This window comes from Pseudomonas sp. BJP69 (assembly GCF_007633355.1).
Taxonomy (GTDB): Bacteria; Pseudomonadota; Gammaproteobacteria; order Pseudomonadales; family Pseudomonadaceae; genus Aquipseudomonas; species Aquipseudomonas juntendi.
This window is the reverse complement of record NZ_CP041933.1, coordinates 3817962-3838266: the sequence shown is the minus strand read 5'-3', so window position 1 is coordinate 3838266 and position 20305 is coordinate 3817962. Positions and strand designations below refer to the sequence as shown.

16 protein-coding genes and 2 pseudogenes are annotated in these 20305 nt (G+C 57.8%); 8 read left to right on the top strand and 10 right to left on the bottom strand.

The genetic code is table 11. The features are described 5' to 3' along the window. Positions 1–74: 74 nt before the first annotated feature. The 5 genes and pseudogenes from dacB to FPB55_RS17880 form a co-directional block, all read right to left on the bottom strand. Positions 75–1532 carry a D-alanyl-D-alanine carboxypeptidase/D-alanyl-D-alanine-endopeptidase gene (dacB, locus tag FPB55_RS17900; protein ID WP_144188942.1) on the bottom strand — a complete coding sequence of 486 codons (1458 nt, stop codon included), beginning with the start codon at positions 1530–1532 and terminating at the stop codon, positions 75–77. A 186-nt stretch (positions 1533–1718) separates the two neighbouring features. Next, positions 1719–2063, bottom strand: coding sequence for a YggL family protein (locus tag FPB55_RS17895; protein WP_009684007.1), 345 nt, complete (start codon positions 2061–2063; stop codon positions 1719–1721). A 41-nt stretch (positions 2064–2104) separates the two neighbouring features. After that, a complete protein-coding gene (locus tag FPB55_RS17890) occupies positions 2105–5737 on the bottom strand; it encodes a transporter substrate-binding domain-containing protein (RefSeq protein WP_125855041.1) in 3633 nt (1210 codons plus the stop codon). Between the two features lie 8 nt (positions 5738–5745). Further along, positions 5746–6363 (bottom strand): response regulator transcription factor, encoded by a 618-nt coding sequence (locus FPB55_RS17885; RefSeq protein ID WP_009684005.1) that lies wholly within the window; start codon positions 6361–6363, stop codon positions 5746–5748. A 284-nt stretch (positions 6364–6647) separates the two neighbouring features. Next, positions 6648–7392, bottom strand: a pseudogene (locus FPB55_RS17880) (deoxyguanosinetriphosphate triphosphohydrolase); the annotation flags it as partial. A gap of 282 nt (positions 7393–7674) precedes the next feature. On the opposite strand from FPB55_RS17880, the gene FPB55_RS17875 reads away from it, so the two are divergent. From FPB55_RS17875 to FPB55_RS17865, 3 genes are all read left to right on the top strand, one after another. Next, positions 7675–10215: an EAL domain-containing protein gene (locus FPB55_RS17875; RefSeq protein WP_042132490.1), complete on the top strand. Its 2541-nt coding sequence runs from the start codon at positions 7675–7677 to the stop codon at positions 10213–10215. A gap of 25 nt (positions 10216–10240) precedes the next feature. Next, positions 10241–11563 carry a PAS domain-containing methyl-accepting chemotaxis protein gene (locus FPB55_RS17870; protein WP_016714864.1) on the top strand — a complete coding sequence of 441 codons (1323 nt, stop codon included), beginning with the start codon at positions 10241–10243 and terminating at the stop codon, positions 11561–11563. A gap of 79 nt (positions 11564–11642) precedes the next feature. After that, positions 11643–13007 (top strand): deoxyguanosinetriphosphate triphosphohydrolase, encoded by a 1365-nt coding sequence (locus FPB55_RS17865; protein WP_028699746.1) that lies wholly within the window; start codon positions 11643–11645, stop codon positions 13005–13007. A 162-nt stretch (positions 13008–13169) separates the two neighbouring features. On the opposite strand, the pseudogene dgt reads toward FPB55_RS17865, so the two are convergent. The 4 genes and pseudogenes from dgt to FPB55_RS17845 form a co-directional block, all read right to left on the bottom strand. Then, a pseudogene (dgt, locus tag FPB55_RS17860) lies at positions 13170–13793 on the bottom strand (dGTP triphosphohydrolase); the annotation flags it as partial. Between the two features lie 156 nt (positions 13794–13949). Continuing rightward, complete coding sequence (locus tag FPB55_RS17855) at positions 13950–14279, bottom strand: hypothetical protein (protein ID WP_009684003.1); 330 nt, start codon at positions 14277–14279, stop codon at positions 13950–13952. Next, positions 14276–14650, bottom strand: coding sequence for a phage holin family protein (locus FPB55_RS17850; protein ID WP_009684002.1), 375 nt, complete (start codon positions 14648–14650; stop codon positions 14276–14278). Before FPB55_RS17850 ends, FPB55_RS17855 begins: the two co-directional genes overlap by 4 nt. A 9-nt stretch (positions 14651–14659) precedes the next feature. Continuing rightward, the gene (locus tag FPB55_RS17845) at positions 14660–14974 is read right to left on the bottom strand and encodes a YqjD family protein (RefSeq protein WP_009684001.1); all 315 of its coding nucleotides are present in this window, start codon (positions 14972–14974) and stop codon (positions 14660–14662) included. Positions 14975–15298: 324 nt separating this feature from the next. Between FPB55_RS17845 and FPB55_RS17840 the strand changes: the two genes are divergently transcribed. The 5 genes from FPB55_RS17840 to FPB55_RS17820 all read left to right on the top strand — a co-directional run bounded on the left by FPB55_RS17840 (position 15299) and on the right by FPB55_RS17820 (position 18662). Continuing rightward, entirely contained in the window at positions 15299–16507 is a 1209-nt protein-coding gene (locus FPB55_RS17840; protein WP_009684000.1) for an ammonium transporter, read from the top strand. A gap of 65 nt (positions 16508–16572) precedes the next feature. Beyond that, a complete protein-coding gene (locus tag FPB55_RS17835) occupies positions 16573–16812 on the top strand; it encodes a glutaredoxin family protein (protein ID WP_115294482.1) in 240 nt (79 codons plus the stop codon). Positions 16813–16920: 108 nt separating this feature from the next. Further along, positions 16921–17352 carry a D-Ala-D-Ala carboxypeptidase family metallohydrolase gene (locus FPB55_RS17830; protein ID WP_009683998.1) on the top strand — a complete coding sequence of 144 codons (432 nt, stop codon included), beginning with the start codon at positions 16921–16923 and terminating at the stop codon, positions 17350–17352. A gap of 65 nt (positions 17353–17417) precedes the next feature. Beyond that, entirely contained in the window at positions 17418–17726 is a 309-nt protein-coding gene (locus FPB55_RS17825) for a hypothetical protein (protein WP_009683997.1), read from the top strand. A 51-nt stretch (positions 17727–17777) separates the two neighbouring features. Next, positions 17778–18662, top strand: a complete 885-nt coding sequence (locus tag FPB55_RS17820) for a pseudouridine synthase (protein WP_029886186.1) — start codon at positions 17778–17780, stop codon at positions 18660–18662. Between the two features lie 67 nt (positions 18663–18729). Here FPB55_RS17820 and FPB55_RS17815 read toward each other — a convergent pair whose 3' ends face one another. Further along, the gene (locus tag FPB55_RS17815) at positions 18730–20295 is read right to left on the bottom strand and encodes a PAS domain-containing methyl-accepting chemotaxis protein (RefSeq protein ID WP_047149678.1); all 1566 of its coding nucleotides are present in this window, start codon (positions 20293–20295) and stop codon (positions 18730–18732) included. Between the last annotated feature and the right edge of the window lie 10 nt (positions 20296–20305).

Here is a 20305-nt window from a genome sequence, read left to right as displayed (position 1 = left end):
CGCGCTGCCAGGTGCTGGCCACTGCATCTTCAGCGCCTGTGAGATCGAGCGCCGCGCGGGCGGCGCTCGATGCATCAATTGGCAGCGGTGCTGCCGGCCAGCTTCGGCTGGCGGTACAGGTCCAGCAGCACCTGGTCCAGCACCTGCGAAGCACCCCAAGGTTTCGGGTCGTTGAGGATCGCCGCCACCGCCCAGGTGTGGCCGTTGCTGTCGCGGCTGAAACCGGCTATTGCGCGCACCGTGTTCAGGGTGCCGGTCTTGATGTGCCCTTCGCCGGCCATGGCGGTGCGCTTGAGGCGCTTGCGCATGGTGCCATCCATGCCCACCAGCGGCATCGAACTCATGTATTCGGCAGCGTAGGGGCTCTTCCAGGCTGCCTGCAGCATCTCGGCCATTTCCCGGGTGCTGACGCGCTCGGCTCGCGACAGGCCAGAACCGTTTTCCATCACCAGGTGCGGCGCGGTAATGCCTTTTTTCGCCAGCCACTGGCGTACCACGCGCTGTGCGGCACGCGCATCGTCGCCATCGGCATCGGTGCGGAACTGTGCGCCAAGGCTGAGGAACAACTGCTGGGCCATGGTGTTGTTGCTGTACTTGTTGATGTCGCGGATCACTTCGACCAGGTCTGGGGAGAAGGCACGTGCCAGCAGGCGGGCACTCTTGGGCACGTTCTCGACACGGTCGCCGCCCTGGATGGTGCCGCCCAGCTCTTTCCAGATGGCACGTACGGCACCGGCCGCGTAAGTCGGGTGGTCAAGCAGGGCCAGGTAAGTCTGCGAGTTACAACCGTCACCCAGTTGGCCGCTGACCGTCACACTGATGCCGTTGGCCTGAGGCACTGGGTTGTAGCGCACATCGCCACTGCATTGTTTCGAGGCCACAGGCTTGACCTGGTTGTCGATGCGGATGCTGGCAATCGGTGGCTCCACCGCAATGGTGACCTTGCCGCCATCGTTGCGGGCAACAAAGCGCAGGGCCTTGAGGTTGACCAGCAGCGAGTCGGGCTTGACCAGGAACGGCTTGTTTTCGTCACCGCCGTCGTCGTTGAACTGGGGCAGGTTGGGTTGCACGAAGTGGCTACGGTCCAATACCAGGTCACCGGTGACGGTGCGCACACCATTGGCGCGCAGGTCACGCATCAGCAGCCACAGCTTTTCCATGTTCAGCTTGGGGTCACCGCCGCCTTTGAGGTACAGGTTGCCGTTGAGCACCCCGTTGCTCAGGGTGCCGTCGGTGTAGAACTCGGTCTTCCACTGAAAGGTCGGGCCAAGCAGCTCGAGGGCTGCGTAGGTGGTAACCAGTTTCATGGTCGAGGCCGGGTTTACCGACACGTCGGCATTGAACACGGTGGGAACACCGGGGCCATCCAGGGGCAGCATGACCAGCGACAGTGCGGTGTCTTGCAGTTTGTTGGCTTTGAGCGCCTGCTGCACTTTGGCAGGCAAGGTGGTGTTGACGGCTGCGGCTTGGCTGGGCAAGGCGAAGGGCAATAGCAGGCCGGCGAGTACGAGGGGACGAAGCGTTTTGATCATGGTGAGCAAATACCCTGCAGCGAGGGAAAAGGACATTGGGGCTGTAAGCGATGATGGCCCCACGAGCTAAAGAAACCGCATTATGCCCCAAGCGTAGCGACGATGCGCCACGTTCGACGGAAAACCATCGCCAATAAAAAGGCCACCTCGAGAGGTGGCCTTTCTTCGATCGAACCGGGCTGAGGGTTACTCAGCCTTGTTGATCGGCTTTTCCGGGTACCAGGCGTCCAGCAACGGGCTGACTTCGATCTTGGTCAGTTCGCTGCGGCCTTTGAGCCAGGCTTCGACGGCGGCGCGTTGTTCTTCGCTGACCGAGCCGCGTTTGACCGAGCACACCAGGCCGTAATCGTCACCGCCTACATAATCCAGGCCGTTGGCGTCCATGGCTTCAGCCAGGAACGCGTCGAGGAAAGCATCGATTGCCTGGTCATCCAGATCTTCCTTGAATTCCAGGTTCAGCTCGAAGCCCAATTCCTGAAACTCGTCGACACACAGCTTCTTGCGCAGACGACGGGAGCGGTTTGTGGCCATGAAACAATCCTCTTAGGTAATAACGCCGCGCAGTCTACCAGTTAACACACGTGGCTGCCTGCCTGAGTGTCGGCGGGTGGCGCCAACTCCCTGGCCAGGGCGCGCTCCACCCGGCGCATGTGGCGTGCCAGTGCCTGGCGCTTCAAGCGTAGCTGGGCAGGGGGGAGGGTGCCGGCTTCCAGCGCTTCGCATGCCGCCATCAGGGCGGGTGCCTTGAGCATGCGTGCGGCGCTCAGCACCTTGTGGGCCTGGTCGGCGATGGCTGTGCTGTCGTGCTGCGGGTCCAGCGCCATCAAGCTGAGCAGGTCGGCCTGCAGGCTCTGCAGTAGCGCTTGCAGAAAACGCTGGCGGTCGTCGGGTGCTGGCCCGGTCACGGCCGCCAGGCCGTCCAGTTCGTACAACCTGCCCGGGGGGCATTGCTGGCGGCGCGGGTGAATGCCGGCCAGGCACTGGCTGAGCGTACTCAGGCTGATGGGCTTGAGCAGGCAGTCGTCCATGCCGGCGCTCAGGCACTTGCGACGGACCTCTGGCTGGGCGTTGGCGGTATAACCCAGGATGGTGCAGCGCGGCCGCTGGCCATGGCGTTCTTCGGTGCGCACGGCGGTTGCCAGCTGATAGCCGTTCATGTGCGGCATGTTGCAGTCCAGCACCAGCACGTCGAAATCACCGGCGCGCCAGGCGGCCAGGCCTTCCCGGCCATCCCGGGCGCTGGCATGCTGCAGGCCCAGATAACCGAGCTGCTGCGCCATCAGTTCCAGGTTGGCCGGGTGATCGTCGATCACCAGCACGCGCAGACCGGGGTCGGGAACGTCCAGGCATTCCGGCAACTGGGCGGGTTGCGCTGCAGCATCGACCCGTTGCAACGGCATCTTCAGGCGCACCTGGGTGCCGACATCCTCCAGGCTCTTGATGGTCAGGCTGCCCCCCATCATGTCGCACAGGTTGCGGCAGATGGCCAGACCGAGCCCGGTGCCCGCGCGGGCACCCTGGCTGTGCGGGTTGGCCTGGATGAACGGGTTGAACAGGCGTTCCAGGTCGTCGGGATGGATGCCGATACCACTGTCGCGCACCTCCAGGTCCAGCATTGCAGGCCTGCCAGGGGCTTCGTCCAGCAGGCTGACGCAGATGCGTACCTGGCCATGCTCGGTGAACTTGATGGCGTTGCTCACCAGGTTGGACAGCACTTGCTTGAAACGCAGGGGGTCGAGCAACGCGTGGCAACGTGCGGCCGGTTCGATGATCACTTCCAGCGCCAGGCCTTTTTGCCGTGCCTGGCCATCGAACATGCGCCCCACCGACTCGACCAACGCTGCCAGGTCGACCACCTCGGGGGCCAGAGAGAGATGCCCGGATTCGATGCGCACGATATCGAGAATGTCACCGATCAGGCCCAGCAGGTCTTTGGCCGAATGGTGCGCCAAGGCCAGCGCGCTGCGGTCCACCCACCCTTGATCGGCGCGTTTGACCGCCAGTTCGAGCATGCCGATGACGGCATTCATGGGGGTGCGGATTTCGTGGCTGATAGTGGCCAGGAAGGTGCTTTTGGCGCGGTTGGCATTGTCGGCCTGCTGCTTGGCCTGGCGCAGTTCCGTGACCAGCTGGCGGCGGTCGCTGATGTCGATCCAGCCGCCGATGATGCCCTGCACTTCACCCAGCGAATCACGGTAGGGCAGGATCCAGTGGTAGATGGTCATCTCCCGGCCCTTGATCCGCAACGGGCGGTCCATGATCAGGGGGGAGCCGGCAGCCATCACTTTGTGGTAATCCGCCTGGATCTGCCGGGTCTGTTCGGCGTCGGCGAACAGGCTGGCGCTCAGCTGTTTGCCGATAACCTGCTCGGAGCGGGCCTGCACCGCCTCCAGGTAGCTGTAGTTGCAGCTTTGCAGGCGGCCATCGCGGTCGCGCACGTACATGGGGTGAGGGGTGCCGTTGAGCAGTGCGCGCATGAATGCCAGTTGGTCGTTCAGCGCCCTTTCGGCGCGCTGGCGCTGACGGATCTGCAAGCGCAGGCGGGCGTTCCAGAGCAACGCCAGCAGAAGCAGCACCGCCGTGGCCAGTACCACCTGCAGCGCCAGCCGGCGGTAGCTCTGGCTCTTGCTGTCTTCGTGCGGGCCAAAGCTGCGCCAGCGGTTGTTGATGACACCCAGTTCCTCGGGCGAAATGCTCTGCAGGGCCTTGTCGAGAATCGAGGCCAAAGCCGGTGAAGACGCGTTGGTGGCCATGGCGTAGTTGGCGGGCTCGCCGCCGACCGAGGTGCGGATGACCAGGTCGGGGTTGCTGGCCAGGGCGTGGTTGGCATCGATCAGGGTGGTGATCACCGCATCGACGGCGCCGCTGTTGAGCAACGCCATGGAATAGAACGCGCTGGCGCTCTCGACCCAGCCAATGTGCGGATAATGCTGCGGCAACGTGGCATGCATGGCGCTGTGGCGGGTAAAGGCGATGCGGTGGCCCTGCAACTGCTCCAGGGACCCTGGGGCCGGTTTGTCCTTGCGGCTAACCAGAACATAGGCGCTTTCCAGGTACGGCCGGCTGATCTGCAGGTCCTTGTCGACCAACCCGGCGATGGCCAGGGCGGCGATCACGTCAGCGCGGCCATCCTTCAAGCGGGCGATCATGTCGGCAATGCCACTGGCCCGCTGTACCTCGAAGCGCAAGCCGGTGCGCAGGCGAATGAGCTCCAGCAGGTCAGCAGTGATGCCGCGAAAATGCCCCGAGCCATCGAAGTAGGACAAGGGCGCAGCGGTGTCGTCAATGGCCACACGCATCACGGGGTGCTGTTGCAGCCATTGTTGCTCTGTTGCGCTCAATTGCAGGTTGCGGTCGGTCAACAGCAGGTCGCTGCCGGCGCTCCAGCGTTTGAAGATACTGGCACGCATGGCGGGGGGCTGGCTATCGAGGATGGTATCGACCAGTTCCCTCAGTACGGTGTCCTGCTGGCGCAGGGCAAAGCCGAAGCCGATGGCTTCGTGCTTGCCGAAGTTGGCCATGCGCAGGCGTGGCAGGTGGCCGCGGTTGAGCTGGTAGTGGGTGGAAATGGTGTCGCCGATGAACACGTCGGCCTGGCCGAACGCTACGGCATTCAACGCCTGGCTGGAGGACTCGAACGTCAGCAGCTCGGCATCGGGGTAGGCGTTGAGCAGTTCTGCCTCGGGCAGGTAGTGATAGAGCATGCCCAGGCGCATGCCGGCCAGGCCCGTGTCCAGTGCCCGCGTTTCGTCTTCGCGTGTGACCAGCACCGGCTGGTCAACGGCATAGGGGTGCGACAAGGCCAGGCCGTCGCTGGCCGCTTCGTAGCCATTGGCGCTGCCCAGCAGGTCGATGTCGCCTTGCCGGAGTGCTTCCAAAGCGGCCTGCCGGCTGGGAAAACGCAGCACCCGGACCGGCAACTCCAGGGCCGTGCCGATCAGGTTTGCATATTCGGCGGTAAGCCCCTGGTAGTCACGGCCGCCACTGGTGATGTCGAACGGCGGGTAGTCAGGGGCCGATGTTCCCAGCACCAGTTCCTGGCGCCCTGCAAGCCATTGCCGTTGCTCGGCGTTGAGTTCCGGTGGCGCTGGCATAGCCGACGAACGCGGGAGGAGCGTGTACGATGCAGTTTCGTGGTGGGTGGCCACTGCCGCGCTGCTGAACAGCAGCAGCGCGAGCAGCAAGCGGGCGAAAGGGCGGGCCATGACCATGCTCAGACCAGTGCGTTGCGCTTGGCCATCTCGATCAGGTCGACCAACGTACTGACCTGCAGCTTTTGCATGAGGCGCTTCTTGTAGGTACTCACGGTCTTGCTGCTGAGGAACATGCCCTTGGCAATTTCCTTGTTGCTGCGCCCTTGGGCGAAGAGTTGCAGCACCATCAGTTCGCGATCATTTACCTGGCGGAAAAGTTGCAGGTCGCTCGTGGTTACCTGGTCATGCTTTATTGCCTGGCTGGGGAAATAGTTATAACCGGCCAGCACGGCCTTGATTGCACTCAGCAGTTCACCGAGGTCCTCCTGCTTGCACACATAACCGGCAGCACCCGAGTGCATGCAGCGCACGGCAAACAACGCCGGGGCCTGGGCAGTCAGCACCAGCACTTTCATGGGCAGCGCCATGGCCTGGAAGCGCGCAAGCACCTCCAGCCCGTCTAGCTTGGGGATGCTGATGTCGAGGATGACCAGGTCGGGGTGGCTCTCGCGGATCATCTGCATCGCGTCCACGCCATTGTCCGACTCACCGACAATCTTGTAATTCTGGTTTTCCAGCAGCATGCGGACGGCAAGGCGGATGACCGGATGATCGTCAACAATAAATATGGAATGCATGTTCAACTTGCCTGCGGTCAATTGTGGGTGACAGGCGGCACCTTATCGCAGTTGGAAGTCAACGGGCATGCAAGGAAGGGCTGTTTGCCCCATATGGGAAATGGCTTACAAGATAAAGCAAAACGGGCTACGAGATAATCGTGCGCGACCCAATGTCAAAGTGCATTTGGTAACTTTTCGTTGGCAAATTAAACGTGTTGTTTAATTTGCCCTCGGTATATGTAGGAAGTTTCCTGTAACCCAGGTGCAGCACCGGCACGCTGGCCGGTCTGCACCGCCATGGCTCAGCCCGGGCCCGAGCGCCCGGTCATTTCCCTGGCCATTTCGCTGGCGTAGCTGTCGGTCATGCCGGCGATGAAGTCGATCATGCGCAGGAACGCGTTGTACAGCGAGCCGTGTGGGTCTGGTGCACTGTTGCCGAGCAGGTCCATGACGCGCCGGCTCTTGAACGAGGGTGTGCGCCCGCCGTGTTGTTCGAGCGCCGCGCCGCAGAAGGTATTGAGCAGGATTTCCAGTGTGGTGTAGGCGCCGATTTCGTGCAGGGTCTTGCGCTTGTCCTGGAAGATCTTGTTGCGCGCCATGTCTTTGGCCTGCAGCACGCAGCGCTTGGCCGGGCCGTGCATGTGTTCGACCAGGTCGCCTGGCAGTTGCCCGGCCAGCAACGCGTGCTGCTGCTCGACAAAAGCCTGGGCGGCAGCGTTGGTCAAGTGCTCGATGGCCTTGCCACGCAGGATGGCCAGCTTGCGCCGGCGGGAGTCGCCGGGGCCCAGTTGGCGATAGGTTTCCGGCAGATCGTCGCCGACCAGGTCGAGCAACAAGGCTTCGACTTCGCCGTATTGCAGCAAGTCCATCTCCAGGCCGTCTTCCAGGTCGATCAGCGCGTAGCAGATGTCATCGGCCGCTTCCATCAGGTACACCAGCGGGTGGCGCGCCCAGCGCTGGTGCTCCAGCTGTGGCAGGCCGAGCTTGCGGGCGATCTGTTCCAGCAGTGGCAGCCCGCTTTTGGTAATTGAACAACCATTTCTTATATTGATGGCGGAGTACCTTCAAATAGGTGTTTTTCGGAAAAATTGTTCTTTAGATTCAGTATTTTAGGGTTCGATGCTTAAGTGGATAAAGTGCTGCTAAGTGTATTTTTCTGTTCATATGGTCAGGATTTTATGGCCGGGATTAGATGTTCGAGAGCACCTGATGACTTTTGATATTGATGGCCTTAAGCTATTGGTGTTTCGTGGGGCGGGTGATGCGGGCTAAGCCTGCTAGAACTCCGTTGGTAAGATGCCTTTTGAGTAGCTCGTCGGTAGTATCTAAATGCCTATTACACATAATCTTTCAAAAATATTCACTCAGACACTTGAGCAAGCTGTAGATGGTGTTGTTGTTATTGATGCTGAGAATAATGTTGTTCTTTTTAATCGTGCGGCGGAAGCTCTGTGGGGCTATAGCAGAGATGAAGTGCTAGGTCGTAATGTTAAGATGCTCGTTCCTTTAGGAATGCAGTCTAAGCACGATGACTATATAAATGAAAATCGCCGGACGGGTATCAATAAAATTGTAGGTACTACGCGAGAGGTCCCGATTCATAGAAAGGATAGCTCTCAGCGGTGGGGAGCTATGTCGATCTCTCGTGTCGAGAGTGAAGGGATGGTTGTTTATACTGCATTTGTGAAGGATATTACTGATAGGCGTAAAGAGCGTCAGCGTACCAAGCTTTTATCACTGGTTGCGAATGAGACAGATAATGCAATTGTTATTACCGACCATGAGTGGAAAATTGTCTTTGTAAATAAGGGTTTTGAGCGTATTTTTGGCTATTCTTCTGAAGAGGTTGAAGGGTTAAGGCCTGCTGCTCTAATAGTGCCGCATTTGAGTGATGAAAGAATTCAGGCGGTCCACTCTAGATTAAAGGCTGGTTTGTCTTTTAAGGTTGAAGAGTTAACGCGGCTTAAAGATGGCGAGCGTATATGGTCAAATATTGCTATTAGTCCAATTTTGAGTGCGAGTGGCGATCTTGTTAATACTGTTACTGTGCTTGCTGATGTGACAGGCTCAAAGATACATGAGGTTATTCAAAGTACTATATTGGATGCCATGGTGCGGGAGAATCCTCTAGAGGAGGTAATGGATCTGGTATGTAGGGAAATTGAATTTGTTGAGCCTGATATAAAGATAGCTGTTATACAGATTGATGAAGATGGGGTCATGCATCCGCTGGCGGCCCCCAGTCTTCCGGTTGAGTATGCAAGGCTATTAGAAGGGATGCAAGTGAAACATTGTGTCGGCTCTTCAAGCAAGGCTGCTTACTATGGTGAGCCTGTTGTTGCGGAGGATATTGAGCAAGATCCAGTATGGGAGGGCCTGTCAGAAGAGTTTTTGAGGTTTGGAATTAAAAGTTATTGGTCTACGCCTATCAAGAATACAAAGGGAAGTGTTGTCGGTGTACTTGTTTTTTATTACTCGGTGCGTAGGGTTCCTTCAAGCCTTCATGAAATGATGATGGAGGTTGCTTCGCCGCTTTGTGCTCTTGCGATAGAGCGTGAAGAAGATAGAGAGAACATACGGCAGTTAGCGTTTTATGATAGCCTTACCGAGCTTCCCAATCGCAGTCTATTGCATGCTAAAGCCGACCATGCTTTGGTTGATGCGAGGAGATCAAAAAGCTCAATGTCGGTCTTGTTTATTGATTTGGATCGATTTAAGCAAGTTAATGATTCACTTGGGCATCCGGCTGGTGATGAGTTGCTTAGGGCCGTTGCTGAAAGATTACTATTTAATCGCCGGGCGTCTGATATTGTAGGGCGGCTGTCTGGAGATGAATTCGTTGTGGCTCTACCAAACTGTGGTAGTGAACATGTCACTGAGATTGTTGAGGAAATAAGAAAGTCTATATCAAGGCCGATTAATATTGGTGGGGTTATTTTGTCTCCATCCGCCAGTATAGGGGTTAGTGTGTATCCTCAAGATGGTCATGATATGGGTACTTTGATACATCGTGCTGATATGGCTATGTACCAAGCGAAAGGAAGTGGGAGAGGCAGGTTTAGTTTCTTTAGTCCTGAGCTGAATCAATTGGCTCTAGAAAGGCAGGAGTTGGAAAGTGCATTGCGTTTGGCAATAGATGGTGGCGAGCTTAGGTTGCACTATCAGCCGCAAGTTAATGTAGATGATGGGACGCTCTATGGTGTTGAAGCTTTGGCTAGGTGGCGGCACTCAAAGTTTGGAGAAGTTTCTCCTTCGAGATTTATTCCTCTTGCTGAAGAGTGTGGGCTGATAGGGGATTTAGGTGCTTGGGCTGTAAGGGAGGCCTGTCGTCAGCTTGCAAGTTGGAGGCGGAAAGGGCTGAAAATACCTGCCGTTTCTGTGAATTTGTCGCCAAGTAATTTTCATAACTTAGATCTTGGTGGGATGATATTGAGGACTCTAGGGCAGCATGATTTAAAGGTCGGCGATTTGACATTGGAGCTTACGGAGAGTGTTTTGCTTGATACAAATCCTAATACTATGAAGGTGTTGGGTGATGTCAACTCAAAAGGGATTAAGTTGGCGATGGATGATTTTGGTACGGGCTACTCTAGTTTAAGCTATCTTAGGAAGCTTCCGATTCAAGAGCTAAAGCTAGATAAGAGCTTTGTTCTTGATTTGGAGAAAGATGAGATAAGTAGGGCACTTAGTGAGGCTGTGCTTAGGATAGGTGATAGTTTACATTTAAAGGTCGTCGCTGAAGGCGTTGAAGAGGCGGGGCAATATAAGGTTCTCAAGGAGCAGGGTTATCATGTTGCTCAAGGTTACTTTCTTTCAAAGCCGCTTGCTCCTAGAGAATTAGAAGAGTGGGTTTCCAATCTCTATAAATAATTTAATTTTTCGAGTGGGTGATGGTATGTTTTTCAAGGTTAGGGATTTAAAAGAAAAGCTTGCGGAAGTTAGTGAGAAGCTTTTTTCGTTGGAGCAGGTTAGGAAAAGTCTTGACGATGAGATGTTAGTGCTTCGATTAGATTCTCAAGGTGTTATTATGGAGGGTAATGATAATTTTTTACGTGAAATGATTTATTCGGTTGAAAAATTGGTTGGGAGGCCAATTTTTGACTTGGTTCCAGCTTTTGCTCGGAGTACAGATCATTTTAATCGTATGAAGAATGCGGTTCAGTCTGGGAGTCATTGGGTTGGTGCTCTTCAAGCTTGTAGGGGGAATGGGGAGGAGGCATGGTTGCGTGTGATTATTCAGCCAATTAGAAGTTCAATGGGGGTGCTTTCTCATCTCTCAGTGTATGCCACTGACCTTACTCGAACTATTGCAGAGTCCTGTGAACATGAGAATTTGATTGGGGCTTTGCAGCGTTCAACTGCAGTTATTGAATTTGATCTTGATGGGATAGTTTTAACTGCAAATGATAGATTTTTAAGTGCAATGGGTTACAGCTTGGAGCAAATAAAAGGAAAGCACCACAGGATTTTCTGTGAGTCTGCAGAGTCTTCCTCTCAAGGGTATGAGGATTTTTGGGAGAGACTTCGAAGGGGGGAGTTTGTGGCGGATCGCTTAAAACGTATAGATAGTTATGGTCGGGTTGTGTGGCTGGAGGCCTCGTATAATCCAGTTTCGGACTCTTATAAAAGATTGTATAAAGTGGTTAAGTTTGCAACTGTCATTACTGAGCAAGTTAACCGCGAGCAGGCAGTGTCTGAGGCGGCCGATATAGCTTATGGTACTTCGAGGAATACTGATGAAAGTGCACGGCGTGGTAGTGGAGTGGTTCAGGATACAGTGAGGGTAATGCAGGAGCTGGCTGCTCAAATGGAAGCGGCTGTAGAGGGTATTCGTGCACTGGATCAGCAGTCCCAACTGGTTGGTGGGATTGTAAAAAGTATTGGGGGAATTGCTGATCAGACTAATTTGCTTGCACTCAATGCGGCGATTGAAGCGGCAAGGGCTGGTGAACAAGGGCGGGGGTTTGCTGTAGTTGCTGATGAGGTAAGACAGCTTGCATCCAGAACTACGAAGGCGACGAAGGAAGTTGTCGAAGTGGTTTCTAAAAACCAAAAAATGGCGGAGGAGGCTCTTCGAATCATAGAGCAGGGTAAAATGCATGCAGTGCAAGGTCTTGAGCTTTCCGCTGAGGCAGGAAATGTTATATGTGAAATTCAGGAGGGGGCTCAAAAAGTGGTTGAGGCGGTAGGACGTTTTGCTAATAGGTTGGGTAACTGATTGGTCTTGTGAGTTTGTGTTTTGCTGATATCAATGGCTAATGATTTTTTTGTGTGTTGTTCCTTCGCCCGGAGGTGCTATGGACAGAATGAGTTGGGATAAGTTGTTGAATACTAGTCGATTAGGTGGACGCCCCCCGAAGTCGGAACTTGGTCGTTCACCCTTCCACTCAGACCATGATAAAGTCATTTTCTCCGGTGCGTTCAGACGCCTTGCAAGAAAAACTCAGGTACATCCTCTGGCGACCAATGACCATGTACATAATCGCCTTACCCATAGTTTAGAGGTGGCTTGCGTAGGTAGGACGCTCGGGGTCCGAGTTGGGCAGGAGCTTTTGAAGGAAAAACTAATTTCTGATTTCTATTCAGCTTCGGACATTGGCGATATCGTACAGACTGCATGTCTTGCTCACGATATTGGCAACCCGCCGTTTGGACACACAGGTGAAGAGGCCATACGTCATTGGTTCACTAATGATGTAGGTGCGAAGATGATTGAGCACTTGCCTTTCAATGAAGCTACTGACTTCCGTAGATTTGAAGGGAACGCCCAAGGGTTCCGGGTGTTAACAACCTCAGAGTATCATCCGTATGATGGGGGGATGCGTCTAACTTATGCATCTTTGGGTGCTTTTATAAAGTATCCATGGATGGCACGTGATGCAGTTAATCAGTTGCGACCTATTAAAAATAAATATGGTGTTTACTGCTCGGAACTTGGTTTTTTCGATGAGGTGGCGGATGCGACGGGGTTGTTAAAGCTTGGTGATGGCTGGCGTTGCCGCCATCCATTAGCTAACTTGATGGAGATTTCAGATGACTTTTGCTACGCCATCCTTGATCTGGAGGATGGTGTGGAGATGGGTATCCTCGAATGGGATAAGGTTTTTGATATTTTGTGCCTTGTTCTGGATGAGAAGCAACGGGACCAATTGGCCAAAGAAACGCAGGGAATGAAAGTTGGGCGTAGGTTATCGATGGCTCGCGGTAAGGTTATCTCTGCATTCGTAGATGCAGGGGTGGCTGCTTTTATGGGCAATTATGATGAAATTATGGCTGGGAAGGCTCTTGGTATATTTGAACTGTGTAGCAGTAATGTGCGTGATTGCGTAAATGCTGCCAAAATTCTTGCACGCGAGGAAATTTTCCAACATCCGCGTAAAGTTGAACTTGAAATAGGTGCGTACAGCACGATATCAACGTTGTTGCAAGTTAGCTGTTCGGCTGCTCTGAGTTTTGCTAGGAATGGCGGAGTCGCTGATTCAAAGACCAAGCGGGTAGTCGATTTAATGGGGCTTGACTTGGTTGCTATAAACGCCTGCGAAAATGTTTCAAAGGACTACTCCGCGATTATGCAGGTTCTGGACTACGTGAGTGGCATGACTGATAACTACGCCATGCATTTGGCTCGACAGTTTAGTGGTATGGGCGGTGAGCGAATTTAGGTGGATTGGCTCTCGCCAATGGTGGTATGCTCAAGTTCAGCAAAGCCCTCCTTATTCTTTTTTTGATTATCAAGTTTAGTTTTCATGCCAAAATAGTTGCACTTATAACTTTTTGGCTGTTGATTTTCAAAAAATGTCATTTTTGGCTGTTTACTATAGCCACAGCTCGCTCTGATAACTGCCGAACTTGTGCTTCTTGTAGCCCAGGGCGTCGGCATGGCGGGCGCTCCAGGGGTATTTGAGGTAGGTGCCGAGGGTGGCATAGGTCAACCGGGTGCCACCGTCGAACTGGTGGTACTCCAGTTGCGTAAGCACGCGGAAGCCCTGCGCATTGCCCTCGAAATTGAGGAAGTCGGCACGCTCGTCATCACCCATGTCGTCCAGCCACCCGCGCCCGGCCGCCTGCTGGAACCAGTGACGTATGGCGTCTTCGCCAGAATGGCCGAATGGCGGGTTGCCGATGTCGTGGGCCAGGCAGGCCGACTGCACGATCATCCCCAGGTCGCTGGGCGCGCACCAGTCTGGCAAGCTTTCGCGCAGGGTTTCACCCACGCGCATGCCCAGCGAACGCCCCACGCAACTGACTTCCAGCGAATGGGTCAGGCGCGTGTGAATGTGATCGTTACTGGTGACGGGGTGCACTTGGGTCTTGCGCCCCAGGCGGCGAAAGGCGCCCGAGAAAATGATGCGGTCGTGGTCTTTGTGGAAGGGGCTGCGCCCGAGTTCTTCGGCGCTATACAGGGCTTTGCCCAGACGTTCGCGGGTGAGCAGGGTGTGCCAGTCCAAGGCGCGGTCTCCAGGGGGTCAAAGGCTATAGCTTCTGGTGTGCTGTGCCTGCGCGCAAGTGGCAGGGGCAACGCTGGCCGCTGGCATGCATTACCCGCGAATGGCCGGTGGCGGCACCGACACATTCGCGGTCGAGCCTGCGCCCATGCACCGCCTTCAGCGGCGACGGCTACCTTGCAGGTACAGGCGCACCAGCGGCAGCAGGCTGGTGCCCAGGCGCACAAGCCTGCCCAGGTTGCCGCTGCGCACGCCCTTGCCGGTCATGAAGCCCAGGGCTACCACAGCGCCAATGCCCCACAGCGGCGCGTGTTTGATGCCCAAGCCGTCGTGCAGCGAGCTGCCCATGCCGCGCATGCGCTGCAAAGGTGCCAGCAGTTGCCCGGATTCGTGGCGGATCTCCTGGCGGTGCATTTCCATGCGCAGGCGCAGCAACGCCTTGCGCAGCTCGCGTGGGTTTCGTGTGTTCGGCAGTTGTGGCAGGTTCATGGCAACAAGCGCTCCCGGTCCTTGGCGAGTTCTTCGAGGGTGGCGTTGAAGGGAGATGACTCGTCGAACACCGCTGCCTTCAACCGTACACCGCAATACAGTGCAGCCAGGCTATAGAACACGCACAGGCCGATGATGCCGGCAAGGCGATAGCTGTCCCACAGCAGCACCAGTAGCAAGCCCGACAGTGCAGTGAGCAGCAGCAGGGCGAACACCAGTGCCAGGCCGGCGAACAACAGCAACCTCAGCGTGCGGCCTTTCTGCTCCTGCAGCTCGATACCGAACAGCTCGATATGGCTGTGCAGCAGCCCCAGCGCGGCTGCGCCCAGGCGCCTGCCCGATGCGCCGGCGCCGTTGGCTTCGTTCTCCATGGGAACCCCTTAACGCCGGTTGGCCAGCAGGCCGATCAACAGGCCGACGCCGGCAGCGATGCCGATGGCCTGCCATGGGTTTTCCTGTACGTACTGCTCGGCGCTGCCCAGCGCAGCCTGGCCGCGGTCGCGTACCGACTCCTGAGTCAACTGCAGGGTTTCGCGGGCCTGAGCCAGGCGCTCGTGAATCTGCCCGCGCAACTCCTCGGCCTGGTCGCCTGCCAGGTTGGCGGTGTCGGCCAGCAGCTTTTCGGTGTCGCGCACCAAAGCCTGGAAGTCAGCCATCAATATCTCTTGTGCAGTCTTTGCCGAATTGCTGGCCATGTGTCTCTCCCTGTCGATGAATGTTGGTAGTTCGAGTGATAGCAGGCGCGGAAGGTTCAAGTGACCGTACACCCGCGTGTGCTGGTATGCGCCTTGCTATGTGTTTGCCACGTTGCGGGGCACCTCAGGCTGTTCTTGCGCCGATTCGGGGCGCCCACGCGGCGAATATCGATAAACCTTAACGCAATCCTCGACAAACCCAAGAAAAAACCACGCAGGTCGCGCCCACGCAACTGAAACAGGGTGATGGCTGGCACCGATTCGGTGCAGGGATGCAGGTTCTTGAACTGTCCTGGTGCCTTTTTCAGCAGGTCTGCCTATTTCATGGATAACATGCACAGCGCGATGGACTCCCTGGTCCACGGTTCCAACACCCTGTTCCTTCTCATGGGCGCCATTCTGGTGCTGGCCATGCATGCCGGCTTCGCGTTTCTCGAAGTGGGCACCGTACGCCACAAGAACCAGGTCAATGCCTTGTCGAAGATCCTCAGCGACTTCGCCATTTCGGCGCTGGTGTATTTCTTTATAGGCTACTGGATCGCCTATGGGGTCAACTTCTTCCAGCCTGCTGCAACGCTGGCTGCCGACCATGGCTACGCGCTGGTCAAGTGCTTCTTCCTGTTGACCTTCGCTGCAGCCATTCCGGCGATCATTTCCGGGGGCATCGCCGAGCGTGCGCGTTTCGTGCCGCAATTGTGTGCCACCGCACTGATCGTGGCATTCGTCTACCCCTTCTTCGAGGGCGTGGTATGGAACGGCAACCTGGGCCTGCAAGCCTGGTTGCAGGACCGCTTTGGCGCGCCGTTCCATGACTTTGCCGGCTCGGTGGTGGTGCATGCCATGGGCGGCTGGCTGGCGCTGGCGGCGGTGCTGCTGCTCGGCCCGCGCCGCGGTCGCTATCGCGATGGTCGGCTGGTGGCTTTTGCGCCCTCGAGCATTCCCTTTCTCGCCCTGGGCTCGTGGATCCTGATCATTGGCTGGTTCGGTTTCAACGTGATGAGCGCCCAGACCTTGGAGGGGCTCAGTGGCCTGGTGGCGATCAACTCGTTGCTCGCCATGGTTGGCGGCACGTTGTCGGCGTTGCTGGCAGGGCGCAACGACCCTGGCTTCCTGCATAACGGGCCGTTGGCCGGGTTGGTGGCGGTTTGCGCCGGCTCAGACCTGATGCACCCGATCGGTGCGCTGGCTACCGGCCTGGTGGCGGGCGGGCTGTTCGTGTGGACGTTCACCGCGGCCCAGAACCGCTGGAAAATCGACGACGTGCTGGGTGTTTGGCCGTTGCATGGCCTGTGTGGCGTGTGGGGTGGGGTTGCCTGCGGCATCTTCGGCCAGACGGCACTGGGCGGCATGGGCGGCGTGAGCCTGGTCAGCCAGCTGCTGGGGAGCCTGATGGGGGTGGTGGTGGCACTCGCCGGTGGTTTTGCCGTGTATGGTGCGCTGCGCGCCGTGCATGGCCTGCGCCTGAGCCATGAACAGGAGTTCCAGGGCGCCGACCTGTCGCTGCACCGTATCGGCGCCACCAGCCAGGATTGAAGGTGCACGATGGCCGTGGTGGTCCTAGAATAGGTTTCTCTGCATGCTACATCGGGACCCGCCCCATGCTGCCTGAATGCCAACTGTTCGGCACCCTCGGCTGCCACCTGTGTGAAGTGGCCGAGTCGGTGCTGATGCCCTTCGTCGATCATGGCCTGCTGGTGGAGCTGGTCGATGTTGCCGAAAGCCAGCCTTTGTTCGAACGCTATGGGCTGGTCATTCCGATGCTCCGGCGCTGTGACAACGGTGCCGAGTTGCACTGGCCGTTCGATGCCGAGCAGGTGGTGGCGTTCCTGGGGCAATGACACCGACAGGGGAGGTACAACCCTGCTCCATGGCAGGTGATGCGCGCTGATTATCAGGCGCCGGCGCACCAGTGCCGGTGCCCCTAGCCATCATCGGAACCGCTTGCCATGTTGATCACACCACATTTCACCCTCGCTGAACTGACCGTTTCCCAGCTCGCGGCCAGGGATGGGTTCGACAACACCCCGCCACCTGAAGCCAGGGCCAACCTGCAACTGCTGTGTTGTGCCCTGGAGCAGGTGCGCGCGCTGTTCGGCGTGCCCATCATTGTCAGCAGTGGCTACCGTAGCGAGAAAGTCAACCGCTTGATTGGCGGTGCCGCCAACAGCCAGCATGTACAAGGGCTGGCGGCTGACTTCACGGTCATCGAGGTCAGCCCGCGCGAGACCGTGCAACGGATCAGCGAAAGTACGGTGCCCTTCGATCAACTCATCCTGGAATTCGACAAGTGGGTGCACCTGTCGGTGGCGCGGGGCACCCCGCGGCGCCAGGTGTTGACCATCCGCAAGGGCGGCGGCTATCTGGCGGGGCTGCAATGAAGCGCATTGACTGCGACGCGAGGATGTTCGTATGCTGTATATAAATACAGTATCGAGGTAAAGCCATGCTCAACGTCGAGCAACTCAAGTACAGCGTCAACCGCATGCCTGTGGAGCGGGTGGCCGACGCCGTTCTGGAACTGCGCCTCGAGGGCCTGGTGACCGATGACCGCACCCCCTTCGGCAAGGTGCACTTCAATACCTGCTTTGCCGAGATCGAAGCCTTGTTCCAGCGGGCCGGCTACCACCGTGGGCTCGATGTGGTCGGGTACCAAGGGGCGCTCTACGCACTTTACGACCCTGGCCGCTGGGAGCCTGTGCAGGTGCTGCGCTGGTTGAAGGAACGCAGCGAGGCGCTGGCCCAGGCTGGTTGATGGGGCGGGGTTGGGTGATAATGCGCGGCCGTTTCTGTTCCGAGCCCTGCCATGTCCACGCCTTTCGACCCCGCCCGCCAGCAAGCCAGCACCGTGTGCCTGCCACCCGGTCACTGGGCAACGGTGCTCGATTGCCTGTGTGACCATTTCAAGGCCATCGACCGTGCCCAGTGGCTCGACCGCTTTGCCAGGGGGCGGGTGCTGGACGCCCAGGGGCAGGCAGTGGCTGCCGAACTGCCTTACAAACCGGGCATGCGCTTGCACTATTTTCGCGAAGTGCCGAACGAGCGACCGATCCCGGTGCAGGAGCACGTGCTGCACGTGGACGAGCACCTGGTGGTGGCGGACAAGCCGCATTTCCTGCCGGTGACACCGACTGGCGAGTACGTTGAGCACACCTTGCTGCGCCGCCTGATCCGCAGGCTGGATAACCCTCACCTGGTGCCGTTGCATCGCATCGATCGGCATACCGCCGGGCTCGTGCTGTTCTCTGCCAACCCGCATACGCGTAGCGCTTATCAGCGGCTGTTCCCCGAGCGACGTATCGACAAGCGCTACCAGGCCATCGCGGCCGCTTTGCCGCAACATGCGTTTCCGTTGGTGCACAAAAGCCGCCTGGTGCATGGCGAGCCCTTTTTCCGCATGCATGAGGTAGAGGGCGAGGCCAACAGTGAAACCCTGGCCGAGGTGCTGGAGAAGCGTGGAGCGCTGTGGCGGTACGGGTTGTCGCCGGTCACCGGCAAGACCCACCAGTTGCGGGTGCACATGGCTGCGTTGGGCGCGGGCATCAGCAATGACCCGTTCTATCCGCAGTTGCTCGACACCGCAGACGATTACCAGCGGCCATTGAAACTGCTGGCGCAGAGCCTGCGTTTCACCGACCCGTTGAGCGGCGAAGAGCGCTATTTCGAGAGCCGCTTGAGCCTGGACTGGTAACCCTGCCTGGGCATGCGTTGCCAGCCAGGGGCTGCTGTGCAACCCCTCGCGGCGCGCAGGTCTGCGGTCAGCGGTTGAAGCGCTCCACAAGTGAGTACTGGCTCCCGGCCGTAGTGGTCAGCTCTTCGCTCAACAGCGCCGAGTGCTGTGCCTGCTCGGCGGTCTGGTCGGCCAGTTCGGCGATGGTGCTGATGTTACGGCTGATCTCATCGGCCACGGCGGTCTGCTCTTCGGTCGCGGCGGCAATCTGGGTCGCCATGTCGGTGATGTTGGCGACCGCTTCGCTGATGCCGACCAGCGCTTCGTCAGCCTGCATCACACGATCAACGCCTTCCTGCGCCTGACGGTGGCCGGTTTCCATGGTCAGTACGGCGGTGCTGGCGGTTTGCTGCAGCTTGGCGATCAGGCTGTGGATCTGCCCGGTGGACTCGGCGGTGCGTTGAGCCAGCTGGCGCACTTCGTCGGCCACTACAGCAAAGCCACGGCCCATTTCCCCAGCCCGCGCCGCCTCGATGGCGGCATTCAATGCCAGCAGGTTGGTCTGGTCGGCAATGCCCTTGATCACATCGACGACACCGCCAATTTCGTCGCTGTCCTTGGCCAGTTGCGTGACGGTCTGGCCGGTTTCGCCCACTGCTGTCGACAGGCGTTCGATGGCCTCGCGGGTTTCCCCGGCAATCTGCCGGCCCTGGCTGGTCAGGCGGTTGGCTTCCTGGGTGGCATCGGCTGTGCGTTGCACGTGGTTGGCAACTTCCTGGGTGGTCGCAGCCATCTGGTTGACGGCGGCGGCGACCTGTTCGGTTTCGACCCGCTGGCGTTCCAGCCCCGAAGAGCTCTTGTGCGCCAGGGCGTCGGACTGCCGCGCCTGGTCGCTGAGGTGCTCGGCGCTGTCCTGCAAGCGGGTCAGGCAGGTTTTCATGCGCGCATCCTGGCTGAGCATGGCCATTTCCAGGCGGGCCTGCACGCCACGGCTGTCGGTGTACATCTGCGCGATCAGCGGGTCGGAGGTGGTCTGTTCAGCCAGCCGCAGCAAGCGCTTGAGGCCTCGTTGCTGCCAGCTCAGGCCGATCAGCCCAAGCGGTACGGAAAGCGCGGCGGCCAACGCGAAGCCCCAGGAATGGCCCAGCCAGTTGCCAATCAGGAAGCCCGCCTGGCTGATCAGGATGAACGGCAACCAGTCCTGCAGCACCGGCAGCCACTTGTCACGGCGCGGTACCGGCGGCTTGCCCTGGTTGATGCGCTGGTACAGCGCCTCGGCGCGGCGGATCTGCTCGGCGGTGGGTTTGACCCGCACAGACTCGAAGCCGACCACCTGGTTGTTGTCGAAAATCGGTGTGACGTAGGCGTTGACCCAGTAGTGATCGCCCGACTTGCAGCGGTTCTTGACGATACCCATCCACGGCTGGCCTTGCTTGAGGGTTTGCCACATATGGGCAAACACCGCAGGCGGCACGTCGGGGTGGCGCACCAGATTGTGCGGCGCACCGGTCAGTTCTTCGCGGGTGAACCCACTGATGTCGATGAAGGCATCATTGCAGTAGGTAATCACGCCCTTGGCGTTGGTGGTGGAGATCAACCGCTGCTGGGCAGGGAAAGTCCGTTCTCTCTGGGTAATCGGCTGGTTGTTACGCATGGGGTGATAG